General features: G+C 30.9%; 15 protein-coding genes. 8 read left to right on the top strand and 7 right to left on the bottom strand.

Translation table 11 applies throughout. The features are described 5' to 3' along the window. The first annotated feature begins 1 nt into the window (after position 1). Genes ACXIHB_RS09730 through ACXIHB_RS09700 form a run of 7 tightly spaced genes read left to right on the top strand, consistent with a single transcriptional unit; the run spans position 2 to position 6,909 of the window. Positions 2-592 carry a GNAT family N-acetyltransferase gene (locus ACXIHB_RS09730; RefSeq protein WP_462098144.1) on the top strand — a complete coding sequence of 197 codons (591 nt, stop codon included), beginning with the start codon at positions 2-4 and terminating at the stop codon, positions 590-592. Beyond that, positions 582-2,402, top strand: a complete 1,821-nt coding sequence (locus ACXIHB_RS09725) for an IucA/IucC family protein (RefSeq protein WP_462098143.1) — start codon at positions 582-584, stop codon at positions 2,400-2,402. The genes ACXIHB_RS09730 and ACXIHB_RS09725 overlap by 11 nt, the downstream gene beginning before the upstream one ends. Position 2,403: 1 nt before the next feature. Further along, a complete protein-coding gene (locus tag ACXIHB_RS09720; RefSeq protein ID WP_462098142.1) occupies positions 2,404-2,988 on the top strand; it encodes a nitroreductase family protein in 585 nt (194 codons plus the stop codon). A 3-nt stretch (positions 2,989-2,991) separates the two neighbouring features. After that, the gene (locus ACXIHB_RS09715) at positions 2,992-4,101 is read left to right on the top strand and encodes a heparan-alpha-glucosaminide N-acetyltransferase domain-containing protein (RefSeq protein WP_047787941.1); all 1,110 of its coding nucleotides are present in this window, start codon (positions 2,992-2,994) and stop codon (positions 4,099-4,101) included. Between the two features lie 2 nt (positions 4,102-4,103). Further along, positions 4,104-5,129, top strand: coding sequence for an alpha/beta hydrolase (locus tag ACXIHB_RS09710; protein ID WP_159508841.1), 1,026 nt, complete (start codon positions 4,104-4,106; stop codon positions 5,127-5,129). Between the two features lie 7 nt (positions 5,130-5,136). After that, positions 5,137-6,066: a sterol desaturase family protein gene (locus tag ACXIHB_RS09705; protein WP_462098141.1), complete on the top strand. Its 930-nt coding sequence runs from the start codon at positions 5,137-5,139 to the stop codon at positions 6,064-6,066. Between the two features lie 12 nt (positions 6,067-6,078). Continuing rightward, on the top strand, positions 6,079-6,909 hold the full coding sequence (locus ACXIHB_RS09700; protein ID WP_462098140.1) for a crotonase/enoyl-CoA hydratase family protein: 831 nt from the start codon (positions 6,079-6,081) through the stop codon (positions 6,907-6,909). A 1-nt stretch (position 6,910) separates the two neighbouring features. Here ACXIHB_RS09700 and ACXIHB_RS09695 read toward each other — a convergent pair whose 3' ends face one another. From ACXIHB_RS09695 to ACXIHB_RS09665, 7 genes are all read right to left on the bottom strand, one after another. Beyond that, entirely contained in the window at positions 6,911-7,873 is a 963-nt protein-coding gene (locus tag ACXIHB_RS09695; RefSeq protein ID WP_167712725.1) for a helix-turn-helix domain-containing protein, read from the bottom strand. Between the two features lie 49 nt (positions 7,874-7,922). Then, the gene (locus ACXIHB_RS09690) at positions 7,923-9,986 is read right to left on the bottom strand and encodes a PepSY-associated TM helix domain-containing protein (RefSeq protein ID WP_462098139.1); all 2,064 of its coding nucleotides are present in this window, start codon (positions 9,984-9,986) and stop codon (positions 7,923-7,925) included. Beyond that, the gene (locus ACXIHB_RS09685; RefSeq protein WP_047787938.1) at positions 9,986-10,288 is read right to left on the bottom strand and encodes a hypothetical protein; all 303 of its coding nucleotides are present in this window, start codon (positions 10,286-10,288) and stop codon (positions 9,986-9,988) included. The genes ACXIHB_RS09690 and ACXIHB_RS09685 overlap by 1 nt, the downstream gene beginning before the upstream one ends. Before the next feature lies 1 nt (position 10,289). After that, positions 10,290-10,619, bottom strand: a complete 330-nt coding sequence (locus ACXIHB_RS09680; protein ID WP_047787937.1) for a hypothetical protein — start codon at positions 10,617-10,619, stop codon at positions 10,290-10,292. 88 nt (positions 10,620-10,707) lie between these two features. Continuing rightward, on the bottom strand, positions 10,708-13,113 hold the full coding sequence (locus ACXIHB_RS09675; RefSeq protein ID WP_462098138.1) for a TonB-dependent siderophore receptor: 2,406 nt from the start codon (positions 13,111-13,113) through the stop codon (positions 10,708-10,710). 100 nt (positions 13,114-13,213) lie between these two features. After that, positions 13,214-13,942 carry a DUF4198 domain-containing protein gene (locus ACXIHB_RS09670; RefSeq protein WP_462098137.1) on the bottom strand — a complete coding sequence of 243 codons (729 nt, stop codon included), beginning with the start codon at positions 13,940-13,942 and terminating at the stop codon, positions 13,214-13,216. Positions 13,943-13,992: 50 nt separating this feature from the next. After that, on the bottom strand, positions 13,993-16,341 hold the full coding sequence (locus tag ACXIHB_RS09665; protein WP_462098136.1) for a TonB-dependent receptor domain-containing protein: 2,349 nt from the start codon (positions 16,339-16,341) through the stop codon (positions 13,993-13,995). A gap of 359 nt (positions 16,342-16,700) precedes the next feature. Between ACXIHB_RS09665 and ACXIHB_RS09660 the strand changes: the two genes are divergently transcribed. Further along, positions 16,701-17,858 (top strand): homogentisate 1,2-dioxygenase, encoded by a 1,158-nt coding sequence (locus ACXIHB_RS09660; protein ID WP_047787933.1) that lies wholly within the window; start codon positions 16,701-16,703, stop codon positions 17,856-17,858. Positions 17,859-17,897: the final 39 nt, after the last annotated feature.

The following is a 17,897-nucleotide window of genomic DNA, read 5'->3' as shown; positions in this document are numbered from 1 at the left end:
TATGGTTCAAACGTATCAAAAAATATTTAGTAAAGAAATTATTGGATTGGGGGTAATCAACATTCGTCCATTTAAATTAGAAACAGATACACCAATGTTACATCGTTGGGTAACTCAACCCTATGCAAAATACTGGGGAATGTTAAATAAGTCTGTAGAAGAAGTACATGCTGAATACCAAGAAATAGAAAATAATCCGCATCATTATAGTTATGTAGGAATGATAGGGAGTACCCCAGTGTTTTTAATGGAGCGTTACAAAGCTTCAAAAGATAAGATAGCAGACTATTACGATGTACAAGAAAATGATTATGGTATGCATGTTTTAGTAGCGCCTGTAGAAAAAAGAATACCACAGTTTACATGGCATGTGTTTTCAACTATTATCGATTATTTTTTCAGTTTACCACAAGTGGAAAGAATTGTTGTAGAACCCGATGTGAATAACGAAAAAATTCATACGCTAAATAAAAAAGCTGGTTTTAAATACCAAAAAGAAATTGAGTTACCTCATAAAAAAGCAGCCTTAGCTTTTTGTACAAGAGAGACGTATCAATCAGCTTTAATTAAACTAGAACAACATGACAAATAATATAGCCCATTTACAACCAAAGGTATGGAGTTTTGTAAATCGTCAATTAATAAAAAAAGCAATCAGTGAATTTTCACATGAGCTTATTTTAACTCCTGAGTTTATTTTAGAAGAAACAGATGGCTGTATATACCTGATTACCTCAGATAATAATGAGTTCACGTATCAATTTAAAGCAAAAAAGTATGTTCTCGATCATTGGTTGGTTGATGAAAAAAGCATTATTAAAAAAAATAATATATCGAATGAAGTTTATTTAGATGCACTACATTTTATAACAGAGTTTCAAAATACTCTTGGTATTCCTGATGAGTTTTTAGCAACTTATTTAGAGGAAATAACAAGTACACTTTCAGGAGCAGCATATAAGTATGTTAACGAGAAATTTTCAGCCAATGAATTAGCTGAAAAAACCTTTCAAGAAATTGAACACGCGATGACTGAAGGTCACCCCTGTTTTGTAGCGAACAATGGGAGAATAGGATTCAATATTAAAGATTATCAAAAATATGCACCAGAAAGCAATCAACCGTTTAAGCTTTTATGGATAGCAGCTCATAAAAAATATGCTACCTACACGGCTGTTAAAAACTATGAGTATGAAAAACTTTTAGAGAGCGAATTAGGAAAAGAAAAATTAGCATCATTTAAAGAAGTTGTAAAGAAGCAAAATGTAGCTATTGAAAATTACATTTTTATGCCTGTGCATCCATGGCAATGGAAAAACAAAATTGTAGCTGTTTTTGGAGCAGATATTGCTCAAAAAAATATCATCTTAGTAGGAGAAAGTGATGATGAATTCTCTGCGCAGCAATCTATTAGAACACTTTTTAATGCGTCACATCCAGAAAAGTTATACACAAAAACAGCTCTGTCTATTTTAAATATGGGCTTTATGCGTGGACTTTCTCCATATTACATGCAAAGTACGCCGCATATTACCCAATGGATAACAGATTTGTTAGCAGATGACATTTACCTACAAAACAATGGGTTTACCATGTTAGGAGAAGTGGCAACAGCGGGGTATCACAATCATTATTATGAAACTTTAGGAAAAACGAATCCGCATAACAAAATGTTATCAGCTTTGTGGCGTGAGAGCCCGTTTACAAAAATAAGCTCTAATCAACGCGTGTTTACAATGGCTGCTTTATTGCATATAGATTACCAAGACAAATCATTGTTAGCGGCTTTAATAGAAGCTTCACCTTATGACACAACTACCTGGATTCAACGTTATTTAAAAGCCTATTTAGCACCTTTATTACACTGTTTTTATAAGTACGAATTTGTGTTTATGCCACATGGAGAAAACCTAATTCTAGTGCTAGAAGAAAATACACCAGTGCATGTGTTAATGAAAGATATTACAGAAGAGGTTATTGTTTTTAACGAAACAATGTACTTACCTGAGCATGCTAAAAGACTGTTTGTTAAGACTTCAGATAAAATGAAAGTGCTTTCAATTTTTACTGATGTGTTTGATTGCTTCTTCCGTTTTATGGTTCAACAGTTAGATTGTTATTCAAGTTTTTCAGAGGATAATTTTTGGCAATTAGTGGCAGATTGTGTGTATGAATATCAAGAACAACATCCTGAGTTTTCAGAAAAATATAAGCAATACGATTTATTTGTTAAAGAATTTGATCGCTGTTGTTTGAACAGGTTGCAGTTAAGTAATACCAAGCAAATGCTCAGTTTGGCTAATCCGATAGAAAGTCTAAAGTTAGAAGGAGTATTAAAAAACCCACTTACAAGGTTTAAAAAAGAAACAGTAAAAACGGTACAATCTTTAGAAAGTATTTAATATGAGTTTTAAACAGATAACTAAAACTATACAAGAACGAAAAACTACCTATGCGTATGATTTTTCGGATAGAAAAATAGAGAAGGAAACGATTGAAGCAATTGTAACCAATGCGCTATGGGCACCAACTCATAAATTAACCCAACCATGGAGGTTTGTAGTGTTAGAAGGAAAACATAGAGAAGCATTAGGTGAGTTTATGGCTAATTATTATCGAAAAATATATTCAGAAGAAGAATTTTCTAACGAACGTTATAAAGAAACAAAAAGGTATGCCAGTAAAGCCAGCATGATAGGAGTGATTTTTAAACCTAGTAAAAGAGCACAACTCCCGGAATGGGAAGAAATTGCAGCTATTTCAAGCGCAGTACAAAACATATGGTTAAGCTGTACAAGTCTAAATTTAGGAAGCTATTGGGATACCAGTATAGCAACTATAAAATATGGTGAAAAAGAAATTAGCTTAGAAGAAAATGAACAATTTTTAGGTGTTTTTTTTATAGGACATGTAAAAGAAAATCTTCCTAAAGTAAATAGAAAACGAAAGCCACTATCTAAAAAATTAAGCTGGCATTTTAAAGAATAAAAAATGGAACAAAAAAAGAGAGTATTAGCCATAGATATGGCAAGAGGAATTAGTGTTTTATCTATGATACCTGTTCATTCCATGATTATATATTCGACAATGGATACTTGGAACAATTCTTTTTTAGGGAAGGTAGCTCAAGTATTAGAAAAAGGAACTCCTATGTTTTTAGTCGTGATGGGGTTTTCTTTTGTGTTTTCAAGTAAGTTAAGCATGTTTAAAATCTTTAAAAGAGGAATAAACATTTTAGCAAAAGGGTATTTACTTAATATTTTAAGATTTGCAGTACCCATGTTGTTATTTGGAGGATTCCCTAGAGCTTTTATAGAAGGTAATGGGCTAACTCTAGGAGATTCATATAATTATCTGTTTTTTATTTTATTGGGAGATATCTTGCAGTTAGCTGGGATTTCCTTGATTATAATGGGAGTTATAATCAAGTTTATTAAAAACAAGTATGCAGCTTTAACCTTAGCATTACTTATTGTTTTTTTCACAGGAGAATTAAGTGGTTATAAACCTAACATTGTTGGGGTAGATTATATATGTGATTTATTATGGGGAAAAACCTACAATGTTTACTTTCCTGTATTTCCATGGATGTCGTTTATTTTAATAGGATTATTCTTTGGAATGTGGTATCAAGAAAGTAATAATAATATTGTTTTAACATATAAAAGAATGCTAGTTTCAGGTGTCTTATTTATGTGTATAGGTGTAGTATTATGCTATTATAATTATGAATATCATTTTGGTGATTACTATCATTTAGGGCCAGGAGGAACCATAGCTTTTATTGGAGTGAATTTATTTTTAGTTTGGTTTGGGCATATATTAGTAACCTGTATTCCACACAATAAACTGTACGATGTAATTTATTACTCAAGTAAAAATGTAACAACATTTTATTTAGTACAGTGGGTACTTATATACTGGGGAGTATTGTTTTTTGGATATTCATCACAAACAAGTCAGTTAAAACTATTAGCAATTATTATAGGAATTACATTGCTAACATTTGGTGTTCTTTGGACAAAGAAAAGAGCAATTAAACTAATAGCAAAGCAAAAACAATCTTCATCTACAAAAAGAGTAAAACAAGCAATTACATAGTTATGAAAAAAATAGTTATGATACTAAGCTTGTTTATAGGAGTAAAAACGTATACACAAGTAAACTTAGCAGGAAGCGATGGCTTAGATTTATATGTTCAGGAATTTTTAGAAGTTATTCATTCTTATCAAGGTCCACCGTTGCAGGACTTACCTTTAGAGATAGGAAGGAATGCCATGGAAAACATGCAAAAAGATTCCACATTAACCTACGATAAAGTAACCTTTACTAAGGTTTCTTTTAAAGAACAAGATAAACAAGTAAATACAGTAATTGTAAAGCCAAAAAAAACAAAAAAATTATTACCTGTATTACTTTATTTTCATGGAGGTGGATGGGTGTTTAATAGTTTTAAAACGCATAAACGATTAATGCGAGACTTAGCTTTAAAAGCAAATGTAGCAATTGTTTTTGTAGAGTATTCAAGAGCACCAGAGGTTAAATACCCCATAGCAAATGAAGAAGGATATGCGGCAACTTTGTTCATTTCAAAATATGGAAAACAATATGGGTTAGACACAAATAGAATTATTGTTGGTGGAGATAGTGTGGGAGGAAATATGGCAACAGTTGTAGCTATGATGGCAAAACAAAAAGGAACTCCTAAGTTGCTAGGACAACTATTATTGTACCCAGTTACCGATACCAATTTAAATACGAAGTCGTATGAACAATTCTCAAAAGGGCATTATTTAACGAGAGCAACAATGAAATGGTTTTGGAATGTTTACGTACCAGAAAAAAAATTATACTCATTAGCAACTGTAGCTCCGTTAAAAGCAACTTTAGAAGAGCTTAAAAATTTACCTAAAACACTTTTAATAACTGCAGAATATGATGTTTTAAGAGATGAAGGAGAAGCCTATGCAAGAAAATTAAGAATGGCAGGTGTACCAGTAGTTTCAACTAGATATGGGGGAACAATACATGATTTTATTGTACTGAACTCCTTGCGAGAAACAGTAGCATCAAAGGCAGCAGTAGCACAAATAGCTACGTTTTTAAAAAAGAATTTTTCTAAGAAATAGTTTAAATATGAATTTATCATCTATAGAAATACTTGCAGGAAAACTAGAACATATGAGTCTAATAGTACTCGTTTTAATGCTTGTTGAATGGGGAATACTAATTGTAACAAGTTATGTTGAAAAAAATAAAGAAGGAGTTGTAAGTATTGTTTCGTATCTAATACAAAGTATTCCTTACTTCTTATTATCAAAAATATTTATTGTTGGCACTATGTTTTGGTTGTATGAAAACAGAATTTTTACTCTAGGTTTTCAATGGTATATATGGATTGCAGCATATTTGTTGTATGATTTTACAGTGTTTTTTATTCATTTTTTAGGACATAAAGTTCGAGTTTTATGGTGTATTCATGGAGTACACCATACGGCAGAAGAAATGAATTTAACCGTGGTTGCTAGAGGATCAATTTTTGATGTGTTTTTCACTCCGTTCAACTTTATATGGCTTCCAATATTAGGTTTTCACCCATTAATGATTTTTGTAATTGAACCCATTGCACGCCTTTATGCAACACTAACACATGTAAATGAAAAAGTTATAGGAAAGCAAAAATGGTTAGATAAACTATTAATAACACCTTCAGTCCATAGAGTACATCATGCAAAAAATCATATTTATTTAGATAGAAATTATGGTGAAACCTTTAGTATTTGGGACCGTTTATTTAAAACATTTCAAAAAGAATTGGATAATGAAAAAATAGTGTACGGAATTATGCATGAGGAACTTAATAGTGAGAACTTATGGCATGTGCAGTTTTTACTATGGAAAGAATTATGGTTGGATGTAAAAAAAGCTCCTACGTTACTAGATAAAGTAAAATACCTTTTTATGCCACCAGGCTGGAATCACATTGATGGAGGGAAAAAAGCAAAAGAATATAGAGACGAAGCATGGAAATTTAGGATTAAAAAGAACTCATTAAGTACACGCTAAAAATAAAAAAGGATGATAAAGCAATATGAAAATTTTAAAGTAGACTATTATCCAGAACATGAGATGATTGTTTGGGGTATTAAGTCAAAAGGAGTTCCTAATTTTTCACCAGAAATATTATGGGAGTTTAAAGACTTTGCTAAAGATTTAAAAATGATGTTTGCAGACAAGGTGTATCCATTAAAATATATTGTATCGGCATCTACACATAAAGAGGTATATAATTTAGGAGGAGATTTACCCTATTTTTTAAAAAACATCAAATCTGAAAATAAAGAAGCATTATCAGAATACGCTAATTTATGTATAGACGCTATTTACAACATATATAATACTTTTGGGCTGCCCGTACTAAGTATTGCTTTGGTTGAGGGAAATGCTTACGGAGGAGGTTTTGAATGTGTAATGGCACATGATATTATACTATCTCATAAGTCAGCTAAATTTTGTTTACCAGAAAACAAGTTTCATCTTTTTCCAGGTATGGGAGCTTATAGTTTTTTATGTAGAAAACTAAATATAAAAGCAGCTCTTAAAGTGTTATACACAGGAAACATATACAAGGCCGAAGAATTAGAAGAAATGGGTTTGGTAGATTGTGTTTTTAATGAAGAAACGGGAATATCATCGGTTATAAATTATATGAAAAAATCAAACTTTAGCTTTCAATACAATCACTATAAATGTATAAAAAGAGTTTTTCCTTTACAAAAGAAAGAGTTGAAAGACATTACTGCCATGTGGGTAGATGCTTGTTTGAATTTAGAAAGTAAGAGTTTACGTAGAATGGAATTAGTTATAAATGCACAATTAAGAAAGTTAAAGTATGAGTTAAAACCCTAATTTAGGATTTGTAAGTATAATTTTTCCGAAATTCTTTTGGGGTTGTTTTTTCAAATTTTTTAAAAGCAGCTGTAAAATGTGTAGGGTTTTTATATCCAACTATGTCAGCTATTTCATAAATAGGTTTTTGAGTATAAGCTAATAAGTCTTTTGCCTTATTCATTCTTAAATTTTTGGTGTAATTAAAAATAGTTTCACCAAACAATTTCTTAAATTCATTTTTTAAAACATTTTGATTCAATAATACTTTACGAGCAAGTTGCTGAATTGATATTTGCTCATGAATATTGGTTTGGAGTATAGCTTCTACTTTATATATTTTTTTAAGAACTTTTTCATTAGAACTATTTCCTTTCTTAGAATGAATGTTTAGTTGTAAATGTGTTAATTCTAATACTTTTGATTCTAAAAAAAGACGTTTTAACAATCCTTTTTGCGAGTTAGTGAGCATATCATTAACTATTCTTTCCATATTTGAAGTTAGCTGCTGTGTAGTACTTAAGTTAGAAACTTTGTTACTAGAAAAAAGTGCTTGCATTTTATGTTTTTTAATAAATGAATCATGCATCTTAATTTTAACTTCATTTATATGCTTATTTCTGTAAAAAACAATTTTATCATCACCATTATCATGTAATAAATAACTTTCACTTTTTTCGATAATAAGATCATTTTCTAGATTGGAAAAACGAATAATTTTTTCCCCATCTATTAAAACAGAAAGTTCTAAAGTATTAAAACTATTACTATTGTTGCTAGAGATAAAAAGAAAATCTTCTTTGAGTTTAGCGTTAATCAAATTGATTAATAAGCCATCAAAATAATAACTTATTATCGTCCCTTTACCATAAAGAGAATTAATAGTATAGACTGAAGTTTTTATACCACAGTCCATACTTTTTATTTTAAGGCACAGAAATTTTTTTAACTGTGACTTTTTATTGTTGGCAGTAACTATTTCCATAAATACGGGGGATATAGGAAATGGGGAATGAGCCTATACTAAGAAGGAATTAATCTTTAATCCACTTATAAATATTAATAATTAAAAATATACTAGCTATTGCTACCAAAAGAAGCATAAATATCTCAGATATATTATTAGCTTCATGAAGAATAGCTTCAAAGAAATGGTACACATTATATAAACCGGCAATACTCGCCCAAACCAGTGAAGTTATCTTGAACCATTTTTTAGAAAGCTCAATAGTTAGCAAACCAAAAAGTAAGCACATTCCTTCAAATAAAATACGATATAAGTGATGTACAATAGGAGCTTCACCTGTTGCACCCTCCATTACTAAAGTTTCATTGTAGTATATATTGAATAGCCCATATATATGGTGAACTATCCAGCCAATTGCTAAAAATATCCAAAGGATACTAATTTTTGTTCTCATCGGTATGTGGTTTTTATCTTTTAATAATTTATTTTTTTCTGTAGTTTGAGCCGCTTTTTTAGCCTCCTCAGCTAACAGTTTTTTACGGTTTTTATAATCTATAGGATGTTTTGTAAAAGCACTTTTAGTCTTTACTTCAGGTTTAATTTTAAGGTATATAAATAATGCAGTAATTGAGATGGCTATCCATAATAAATCAACTGTAAGAATGCCAAACTGCTTAGCTTTGTAGGTGTTCCAAACCCAGTTGTTAGAAACAACACCATTAACAATAGGAATTAAAAATCCAAGGATAGCGCCTGCTAACAAAGTAGTTTTATTTGTGAAATAATTATCTCGTTTAAATCTGAAAAAGAGGGTTGCTAATAACCAAACAACAAAAAACCAAGTGTATAAAATGCTCATTTTTTGAGTTTGATATGCTTCGGGTAGTAGCTTAACAATCAAGAAAAATAAGGCTGTTACAGGATACAAAGACAAGCAAATAGCAAGATAAATGTGCCCTATTTTCGCAGTATATAAACGTTGTTTTAAGGTCATACTTTTCTTATTACGAGCTTCAATCCAAATTAACACACCAGTTATAATAACAAAGCATGTAATAAGAGCTAATACAAAATAAATAACTTTTACAGCAATTCCTCCAAAATTTCCATAATGAAGACGCCCTAAAGAAAGCTGCACATCGTCGGTATATTTACTTTCATTGGGGTTTCTTATTACTGAAGTTTTATTGGTTTCTAAATCATAAATTACCATTCCCGAACTTAAAAAACGTTCTTTATGATCCAACTCTCCAATAAGAAAGTATTTCATGTTGGTACCTCCATAATTTTTAATTAAAACATAGGTAGGGTTAAAGTGAGACCAGCGGTTGGTGTTTTCTTTTACAAATTCATTTACACTAGGAAGCGTTTTGTTAGTTTCAGCAGCCCATTCATAAGTTTTGCGGTCGGGACGTAAATCATTCATTAATTTTGTTTGATCACCACCGTATAAAAAATTAGCAGGAAGTAAAACAAAAAGACTAAGACAAAAATAAGTTGCAGTAACAGCATACATAAACTGAAAGGGAAGTCCAATAATACCTAATGCAGTGTGTGCATCTGTCCACACTCTTTTTAAAGCAATTTTGGGATTGAACTGATAAAAGTTTGAAATTATTTTTTTCCAGTGAACGATGACTCCGGTAACAATAGCAAACAAAAAGAATAAAGAAACAAAACCAGCAAGGTAAATTCCAATAGTAGGTATTTGAGTAAAGAAATGTAGACGATATAAAAACTCTCCTAAGCTATATTTTTCTACATAAGAAGCAGTTTCTCCAGTATGAATATTTATTGCTTGATAATTTTGATACTTAGCCTCATTAGGGATATTTACTGTGTCTTTTGCAGGATAAGCTAATACATATATTTCATCGTTTTTATCTCCTAAATAAAAACGAATATCTCTACTAGTTAAATGATAGTTTTTAGAGAGTTTTTTTAATAAAAAATCATAATCTATATGTTCTCGAGCAATATTTTTTGAGTGCTTACCTTCTTCCCAAGAAGCAATTTCATCTTTAAAAAGGGCAAATGCGCCTGTAAAAAAGATAATATACAAGGCTACACTTATAACAATACCGCTAACTGTATGTGTGTTAAAGAACACATTGTAATTTCTATTACTCATTATATAAACGGATTTTGTTGGTTTCCTAAATAATAAATTACATATAAGATTATTGAAATTATGAGATATATAACCCAAGCTTTCCATCCATTTTTAAATAGGTAAGGAACAATTAGTAAAGCACCCCAAACAATAAAAATGGTGTAGATAGATGTGATTAGTATTCCTTTTGGGTTTGGTAGCCATAAAACTAAGCACATATGTAGTAAGGCACTTATTACGTATCCACCAATGAGACCTGCAGATATTTTTGCAAATTGTTGCCAAGGGGATTGGTTTAAATATTTGGAATTAGCAGGCATATTAAAAAATGAGTTCTATTAAAAAAGTTAACATAAATAAAGCAGTTAGAAAAGCGTAGTTTATCACTCTTAATGGAGTGATGAGTACGATAAGGCTTAAAAACAAAGAGGCAGCTACAATCCATGTAATAATTCCAGCAGAAAGACCAAAAAAGGTTATTGATAAGAGCAAACTTATCAATAATGTAATTGTTCCAATTATCTTGGTATTACGTTTATTATTATGAAACCATTTTTGTAAGCGGGTGTTCTTAATTAACAATGCTTTTTCAGAAGTGCTATATAAGGCATAACATCCGATGAAAATAAGGAAAAGAGTAACTGTTTTCATAGTAGTTCAATGAAATAACAAAACCCTGAACATAAAAGTTCAGAGTTTTGTGTTTGCAACATTTAATAATTCAAATAGATATTCATATTTAAAACTTATAGCTTATAGTTCCAAGGAATGCTCTTGGATTTTGAGGAGTAATAGTACTCCATCCTGTATAATATTCTTCGTTTGCTAAATTATTTCCTTTTACACTAATTCTAAATTTATCAACTTCATAATAAATTGAGGCATTAAAAATAGTATAGGCAGGCAGGTAAAAATCACCTGCAGCAGGATAACCTACCATAGTATTATATTTACTTGCACCGTTTAACCCAAAACCTAATCCTACATTTTTAATAGCTCCTTCTTGGAATTTATAATCAGCCCAAAAATTATAAGAAGTTTCAGGGCCTGCTTCAGCTAAACGTTTATCAACTAAATCAGGTCTAGATTTTGATTTTGTTACTTTAGCATCATTATAGCTAATACCACCACGTAAGTTTAATCCGTCAACAGGGTTAGCATTCATTTCTAGCTCAAAACCTTTACTTTTAACAGTAGCGTCTTGTTGTTTATTAGCACCGAAACCCATAACTTTATCTTTAACTGTTATGTCATAATAACTTAAAGTAGTTTCCAGTTTATTATTAAATAAATTTGTTTTTATACCAAATTCTAATTGGTTTGCTTGTTCTAAATCATAAGATTGTAACTTAGAATCTCCGTCAGGGTTGGCGATATCAACAGGAACTCTTTCTGGATTAACATAAGAAAAACCATTTTGATAATTAGCAAAAACAGATAGTTGATCTAAAATTGGTTGGTAAACAATTCCGAATTTAGGAGAAAAAGTAGACTTAGTATATTCTTTTTCATCGTCACTTGGGTCGTTTGCATCACCTTTATAATTAAATCTATCATAACGAACCCCTGCCATTACCGATAGTTCTGGTAAAATGTTTATAACATCAGAAATATAACCGCTAAGAATATTTTGATTGATATCAGAATTAGCTCTTGAAGAGTTGGCTAAAACAGTATCAATATTTGCTCTTGTAGTTGGTAAATTAGGAAAACCAAAAGCAGGTGGTACAGGAATTAATTGCCCTTGAGGGTTTACAACATTAATCCCTTTTGGATCTGTACTATTGTCTAAAACTTGAGAGTCTAAATAATCGACACCAATAACTAACCTGTTTCTTAAAGAACCTAATTTAAAATCACCAGTAAAGTTTTGTTGTAATGTAAGTGTATTTGTTTCTGCATCTGATTTTATAGCATACGTTCCAAACAAATCATTTTGAACATTGTACAAATATGTATAGTATCCTTTAGATTTAGCATTACCGCCAGCTATAATTGTTTGAGAAGACCAATTGTCAGTAATTTTATAAGCTATTTCACCTCTGTAGTTTTGCGTTGGATTTTTAATAGAGATATCATTATTTGTAAATGATTTATTTCTATCGTAGTTTAATTCTTCTAAATTTTTATAGGTAAGCGGGGCTGACCTGTTTAAAAATAAGAAAGCTTGATTTGTTTGATCTGTTGAAGAAAGTTCATAATTAAAGTTTAAAGTTAACCTATTATTTACTTTGTAAGAAACAGATGGGGCTAAAAATAATGCTTTTCTAAACCCAGCATCTTGAAAGCTATCTTGTGTTTGATATCCAGCGTTTAATCGTAATGAAATGTTTTCATTATCTTCTAAGTTTGTGTTAAGATCTACTGTTAGTTTTTTAAACCCTAAAGAACCTCCACCAACGGTAATATTTCCTCCTGTTCCTTTGTATGGTTTTTTAGTGACAATATTAATTAAACCACCGTAAGATGTTACAGTACTCCCGTATAAGGTAGCAGAAGGCCCCTTTACAACTTCAATTCTTTCAACATTGTCTGGGTTTATAAACCCATTTGTAATTCCAGGAACACCGTTTACTAATTGTGGTTGAACAGAAAAACCGCGGATAGAGTAAAAACCTGCTCCATCACCACCTCTACCAGTAGATGACCATAATTTTTCAACACCTGTTGTATTTTTTAAAGCTTCTTCAAAACTAGTAACAGACTGTGATACTAGTAGTTGATTGGTAACTGTACTATATACCTGAGCATTTTCAATATTTTTCAAAGGTAATTTAGCTACATAAGCTGTTTTCTTTCTTGAGAATTTATTTTTTCTATGAGTGTCAATAGTAACTTCATTAAGTATCTCGTTACCCTCATATAAGGTAATTACTAAGTTTTTTGTACCACTATTAGTACTTATGTTTTTCGTTTTAAAGCCAACATAAGACACTATTAATGTTGTTTCTCCCTTTGTATTAGATAATGTAAAGTTACCATCAATGTCAGTTTGTACTCCATTTTTTGTCCCTTTAACAATAATATTAACCCCTACCAAAGGTTCATTGTTGTTGTCTAGTACAGTACCACTAATATTTCCCTCTTGTGCTACTGTGTTTACCATTACTAAAAATAATAGAATGGTAGTTAATAAGCCCTTCATTTTTTTCTTATTTAGATTTAATAAATATAATTAAGCAAATGTATTTTAAGAAAAATTAACACCAAAATTTATTTAGAATTATTTTAAATAAATTTTAACACTAGTTTTTTATACAATAAGTCGCACAATGCCAAATAATGTTATAGTTAACATTGTTGTACGTACCAGGTGTCTTTTCTTCATGTGTAGCTTCTACGGTATAAGTAGTCTTTTTAGGTAGTTTAAATGTTACTAATCCTTTTTCATTGGTTTTTTCTTTTACCGACCATTTTCCTTGAGTGAATAAAGTAATTTCTCCTTCTTTAAGGGCAGTGCCTTTGTATAATACTTTTAAGGTAACTTCATCAGCATTTGTATGGTGTTTTGGAGTAACGTCGATAATTTCAATTCCTTCTGGGTTTGTACTTTTTAATTCTGTTATTGATGTACCTACGACAACTCTAGCTTTAGCATGATATTCGGGTTTAAAGGTTGTGTAATCGTATTTTGTAAAATCAAACACTTTTATATTTTTATTGTCAAGTGCAATGGTATATGTTCCTTTTTGTTTAGGAACGAAAGAGGTACTATAATAATCGTCTTTAGCTATTGTTTGTAAAGTTGTTTTAGTTCCATCAGGAGCGATTAACCAAATAGTAAAGTTTTTTACATTGTTATAGTTTTCTCCGCCTACTTTTTCATTTACACCTTCCGAAAACTCTCCAAAACGAACTTTTACTTCGTGTTCGTTGTTTAATGTTCCTGTAGAGCTAGTTTCAATCCAAATATAATGAGCAAAAGAATTGCTAAATACAGCTAAGAATAATAAAGTAAGAATTGATTTTTTCATTTTTTAATAATTTATAAAAACCACCTAAATTTTAGGTGGTTTTTGGGTTGTTAGAATAAGTTATAGGTAAGAGAAATCCTACCATTGATTCCTGGTTCAGATTGCCAATAAAGAAATTTATCGTTTTTGGTGCCAGAATATAAATGTTTATTTAAAATATTATTAATATTTAAAGCAATACGAAGTTTATTATTTTTCCAATGCACTCCACCATCCATTCTAAAATAGTCAGGAAGTTCTGCATTATTATTAGCTCCAATCGTCCAAGAAGTTCTATCTACTAAGTATTGATATCCTAAAGAAATTCCAAAGCCTTTTAAGGCAGAATTTTGATTAAAATTATAGTTTAACCAACCATTGGTAATATGTTTAGCGTGTCCTGCAATTCGAGTTCCTACTGCGTTTGATATGTTTGATTTTGCGATTTTCACATCTGTGTTAGCGTAATTTAATAATAAGTCTAATTCACTTGTAATGTGCGCTTGCATATCAAACTCAAAACCTTTTGATTCAACCTCACCAAGTAAAATACTAAACTGACGAGTAGGGTCGGTAGGATCGCTAGTAGTAATGTTATTCTTATTAATAATGTAAGCACTTAAAGAAGCGTTTATTTTACCATTTAACCAATTGGTTTTTAAACCAGCTTCGTAAATAGTTCCTTCAATAGGGTCAAACCTCTTTCCTGCATTATCAATAGCATCATTTGCTAAGAATGATTGGTCATATAATCCATAAGCGGTAATTTGAGGAGTTATATCAGCACTAAAACCAATTCTAGGAGTAAATTTTTTAGTTGTAATATCTCCTTTAGGAGTTAATTGAGTGTATCTACCCGCTAATGTTAAACGTATTTTATTCTCTAAAAAACCTATTTCGTCTTGAGCATATATAGAGTTTATTTTTGTTCCATAAGAGTAAGAAGGTGTACGGTCTTTTAAAGGTGTACTTCTATCAAATACAGGAAAAATACGATCTCCGTAAGTTGGATTGTATATATTAAAAGGGTTTGTAGGAGTGTCTACTGCACCACCTTGATAAAAATCAGCAAAATACTCTTTATCCGTATAATCAAACCCTCCCATAACTCTATGGGTTACTGCTCCGGTATTAAACTTTCCGTTAGCATATAATTGAAAATATTCACTTTCAGAAATAGCATCCCAAATACTTACACTTCTAATAGCATCACCATTATTTTGCATACTATTTAACCAAGCAGAAGCTCCCTGTTGAGTATACAACATAGTAACATATTTTGCTTCTACTGACCAGTTATTATTAAAGCGATGTGTTAGTTGGTTTAATAAACTAACTTCTTTAATATCAGTATCAGGAAAATTACTGTCAACCATAGAAAAGTTCTTAGGAAGACTCCCAAATCCTTTATCTAAAGGAGCAAAAATATAAGCAGCTCCTAAAAGAGTGTTTAGTTTTTGAAAAGAAAACTCAGTTAAGAAGTCTGTTTTATCACTTATTTTATATGATAATGAAGGAGCAACACCAATACGTTCACTATCCTCAAACCTTCTATGACTTCCAGCGTTTTGATATAAAACGTTCAAACGAGCTAGTAAACGCTTATCACTTGTTAAAGATCCACCAAAATCTGCCGCAGCTCGATATGTATCAAAACTGCCTGCCATTAAGTTTATAGACCCTATTTTTTCTTCAGTAGGTTTTTTTGTAACCACATTATAAAAACCACCAGGTTCACCCGCAGCCATCATAAAGCCTGAAGGTCCCTTGACAAATTCTATACGATCTATCATAAAAGTATCTTCAGACAAAGGCCCCCAAGAGTCTTGAATATTTACACCATTCCTAAAAGCTGGTAATCTAAACCCACGCATGTTAACACGTGCGAAATTTCCCCAATGCTCTATGTTACTAACCCCACTTACGTTTCTAAAAGCTCCTTCGAGCATGTTTGTAACAAGTTGATCTTGTAAAACCTCTGACCCAACTACCTGAATGTTTTGAGGTAGTTGTTTAATAGGTGTTTGTAAGCGTAAAGAATTAGAGACCTTCTTCTTAGCGTATCTGTTTTTTACTCCATTAATGGTGATTTCGTCTAACTCATCGATAGCTTCTTTAAGAAGAATCCTACCAAGATTTTTAGATTCATTATTTTTAAGTCTTACTGTAATTGATTTTTTCTCAAAACCAACCATTGATAAATTAATTACATACTTACCTTTTTTTAAGTTTTTAAACTCAAACTCTCCTTTTTCATTACTAATAATTCCATGATTTGTAGAACTTAAAGTTATATTCACAGAAGAGAGGAAGTTATTGTTTTCTGATACAATAAAACCCTTAACAGAGCTGTTTTGAGCGACTATTGATGTTGTAATAAATAAAAACAATACCAACAATATGGGTATGATTTTTTTCATTTTTTATTATTATTTAGATTTAATAAAGTTATTTTATGAGGCAAAAATATTTTAACAAAACTTAATGTCAAAACTTATTTAGATTAATTTTAAATAAAAAAATCTAAAATTTTGAAATTTAATGAGATATCAACATCTTTTTAATTTTGGTATATTTGTAAAGCACAACTAAAAACCTATTTAAAATGCATTGGAAAGACCTTTTAGCGCATTTAAAGTTCATGATAAAAAGGAACCCGGAATAGCTATTGTTGTTTGGTTTTGAAGTTTAGCTACTATTAATATAAATGATAGGCTAAATAAAGAAAGAGAGTTAATTATATAATTAACAAATTGTTGAATAATCAAATTAATTAAAGATGCCTTTTTATCATAAATTAGGAAAAATTCCACATAAGCGACATATCCAGTTTCGTAAAGAAGACGGAAGTTTATATTACGAACAATTATTTGGTACAATTGGTTTTGACGGAATGTCAACCAATAGTTATCATGAATATAGACCAACAATGGTTAAAGAAATTCGTAAGCAATACTCTATTGCTCCGAAAGTAGCAAAAGAAAATAATATCCAATCGTATCGTTTTAGAGGTTTTCAAGTTCCGCAAGAAAATGATTACTTACAAAGTAGAAAAGTAGTACTTACCAATTCTGACTGTAACATCATCTTATCGGCTCCAAAAGAATCTACTAAAGACTATTTTTATAAAAATACGGATGCAGATGAGGTAATTTTTATTCATAGAGGGACAGGGAAATTACGTACAATGCTTGGGAACTTAGATTTCAAGTATGGAGACTATTTAGTAATTCCTCGCGGAGTTATTTATAAATTGGATTTTGATACAGAAGACAACAGGTTGTTTATTGTAGAATCGTATCGTCCAGTTTACACCCCAAAAAGATACCGTAACTGGTTTGGTCAATTATTAGAGCACTCGCCATTTTGTGAGCGTGATATTCGCAGACCAGAAGAGCTAGAAACACATAACGAAAAAGGAGATTTCATTATCAATGTAAAGAAACAAAACGAAATTATTGAAATGGTATACGCAACACATCCTTTTGATGTTGTTGGGTATGATGGATATAACTATCCTTATGCTTTTTCAATTCATGATTTTGAACCAATAACAGGGCGTATACACCAACCGCCACCAGTACACCAAACATTTGAAACGGATGCTTTTGTAATTTGTAGTTTTGTTCCGAGGCTGTATGATTATCATCCAGAGGCTATTCCTGCACCATACAATCATAGTAATATTGACTCTGACGAAGTATTGTATTATGTTGATGGAGATTTTATGAGTAGAAATGATATAGATGCAGGTCATATTTCTTTACATCCAGCAGGTATTCCTCATGGGCCACATCCAGGAGCCACAGAAAGAAGTATCGGAGAAAAAGTAACTGAAGAACTAGCAGTAATGGTAGATACTTTTAAACCTTTAAAAGTAACTGAAGAAGCTATGAAAATAGCAGATGAAGATTATTATAAATCTTGGCTAGAGTAATTCAGTATATTAATGAGACAATTTGAAAATGTGTCAATT

Source organism: Tenacibaculum sp. IMCC1, from assembly GCF_054906355.1.
The sequence above is the reverse complement of the archived record's forward strand: the minus strand, read 5'-3'. Positions and strand labels throughout refer to the sequence as shown.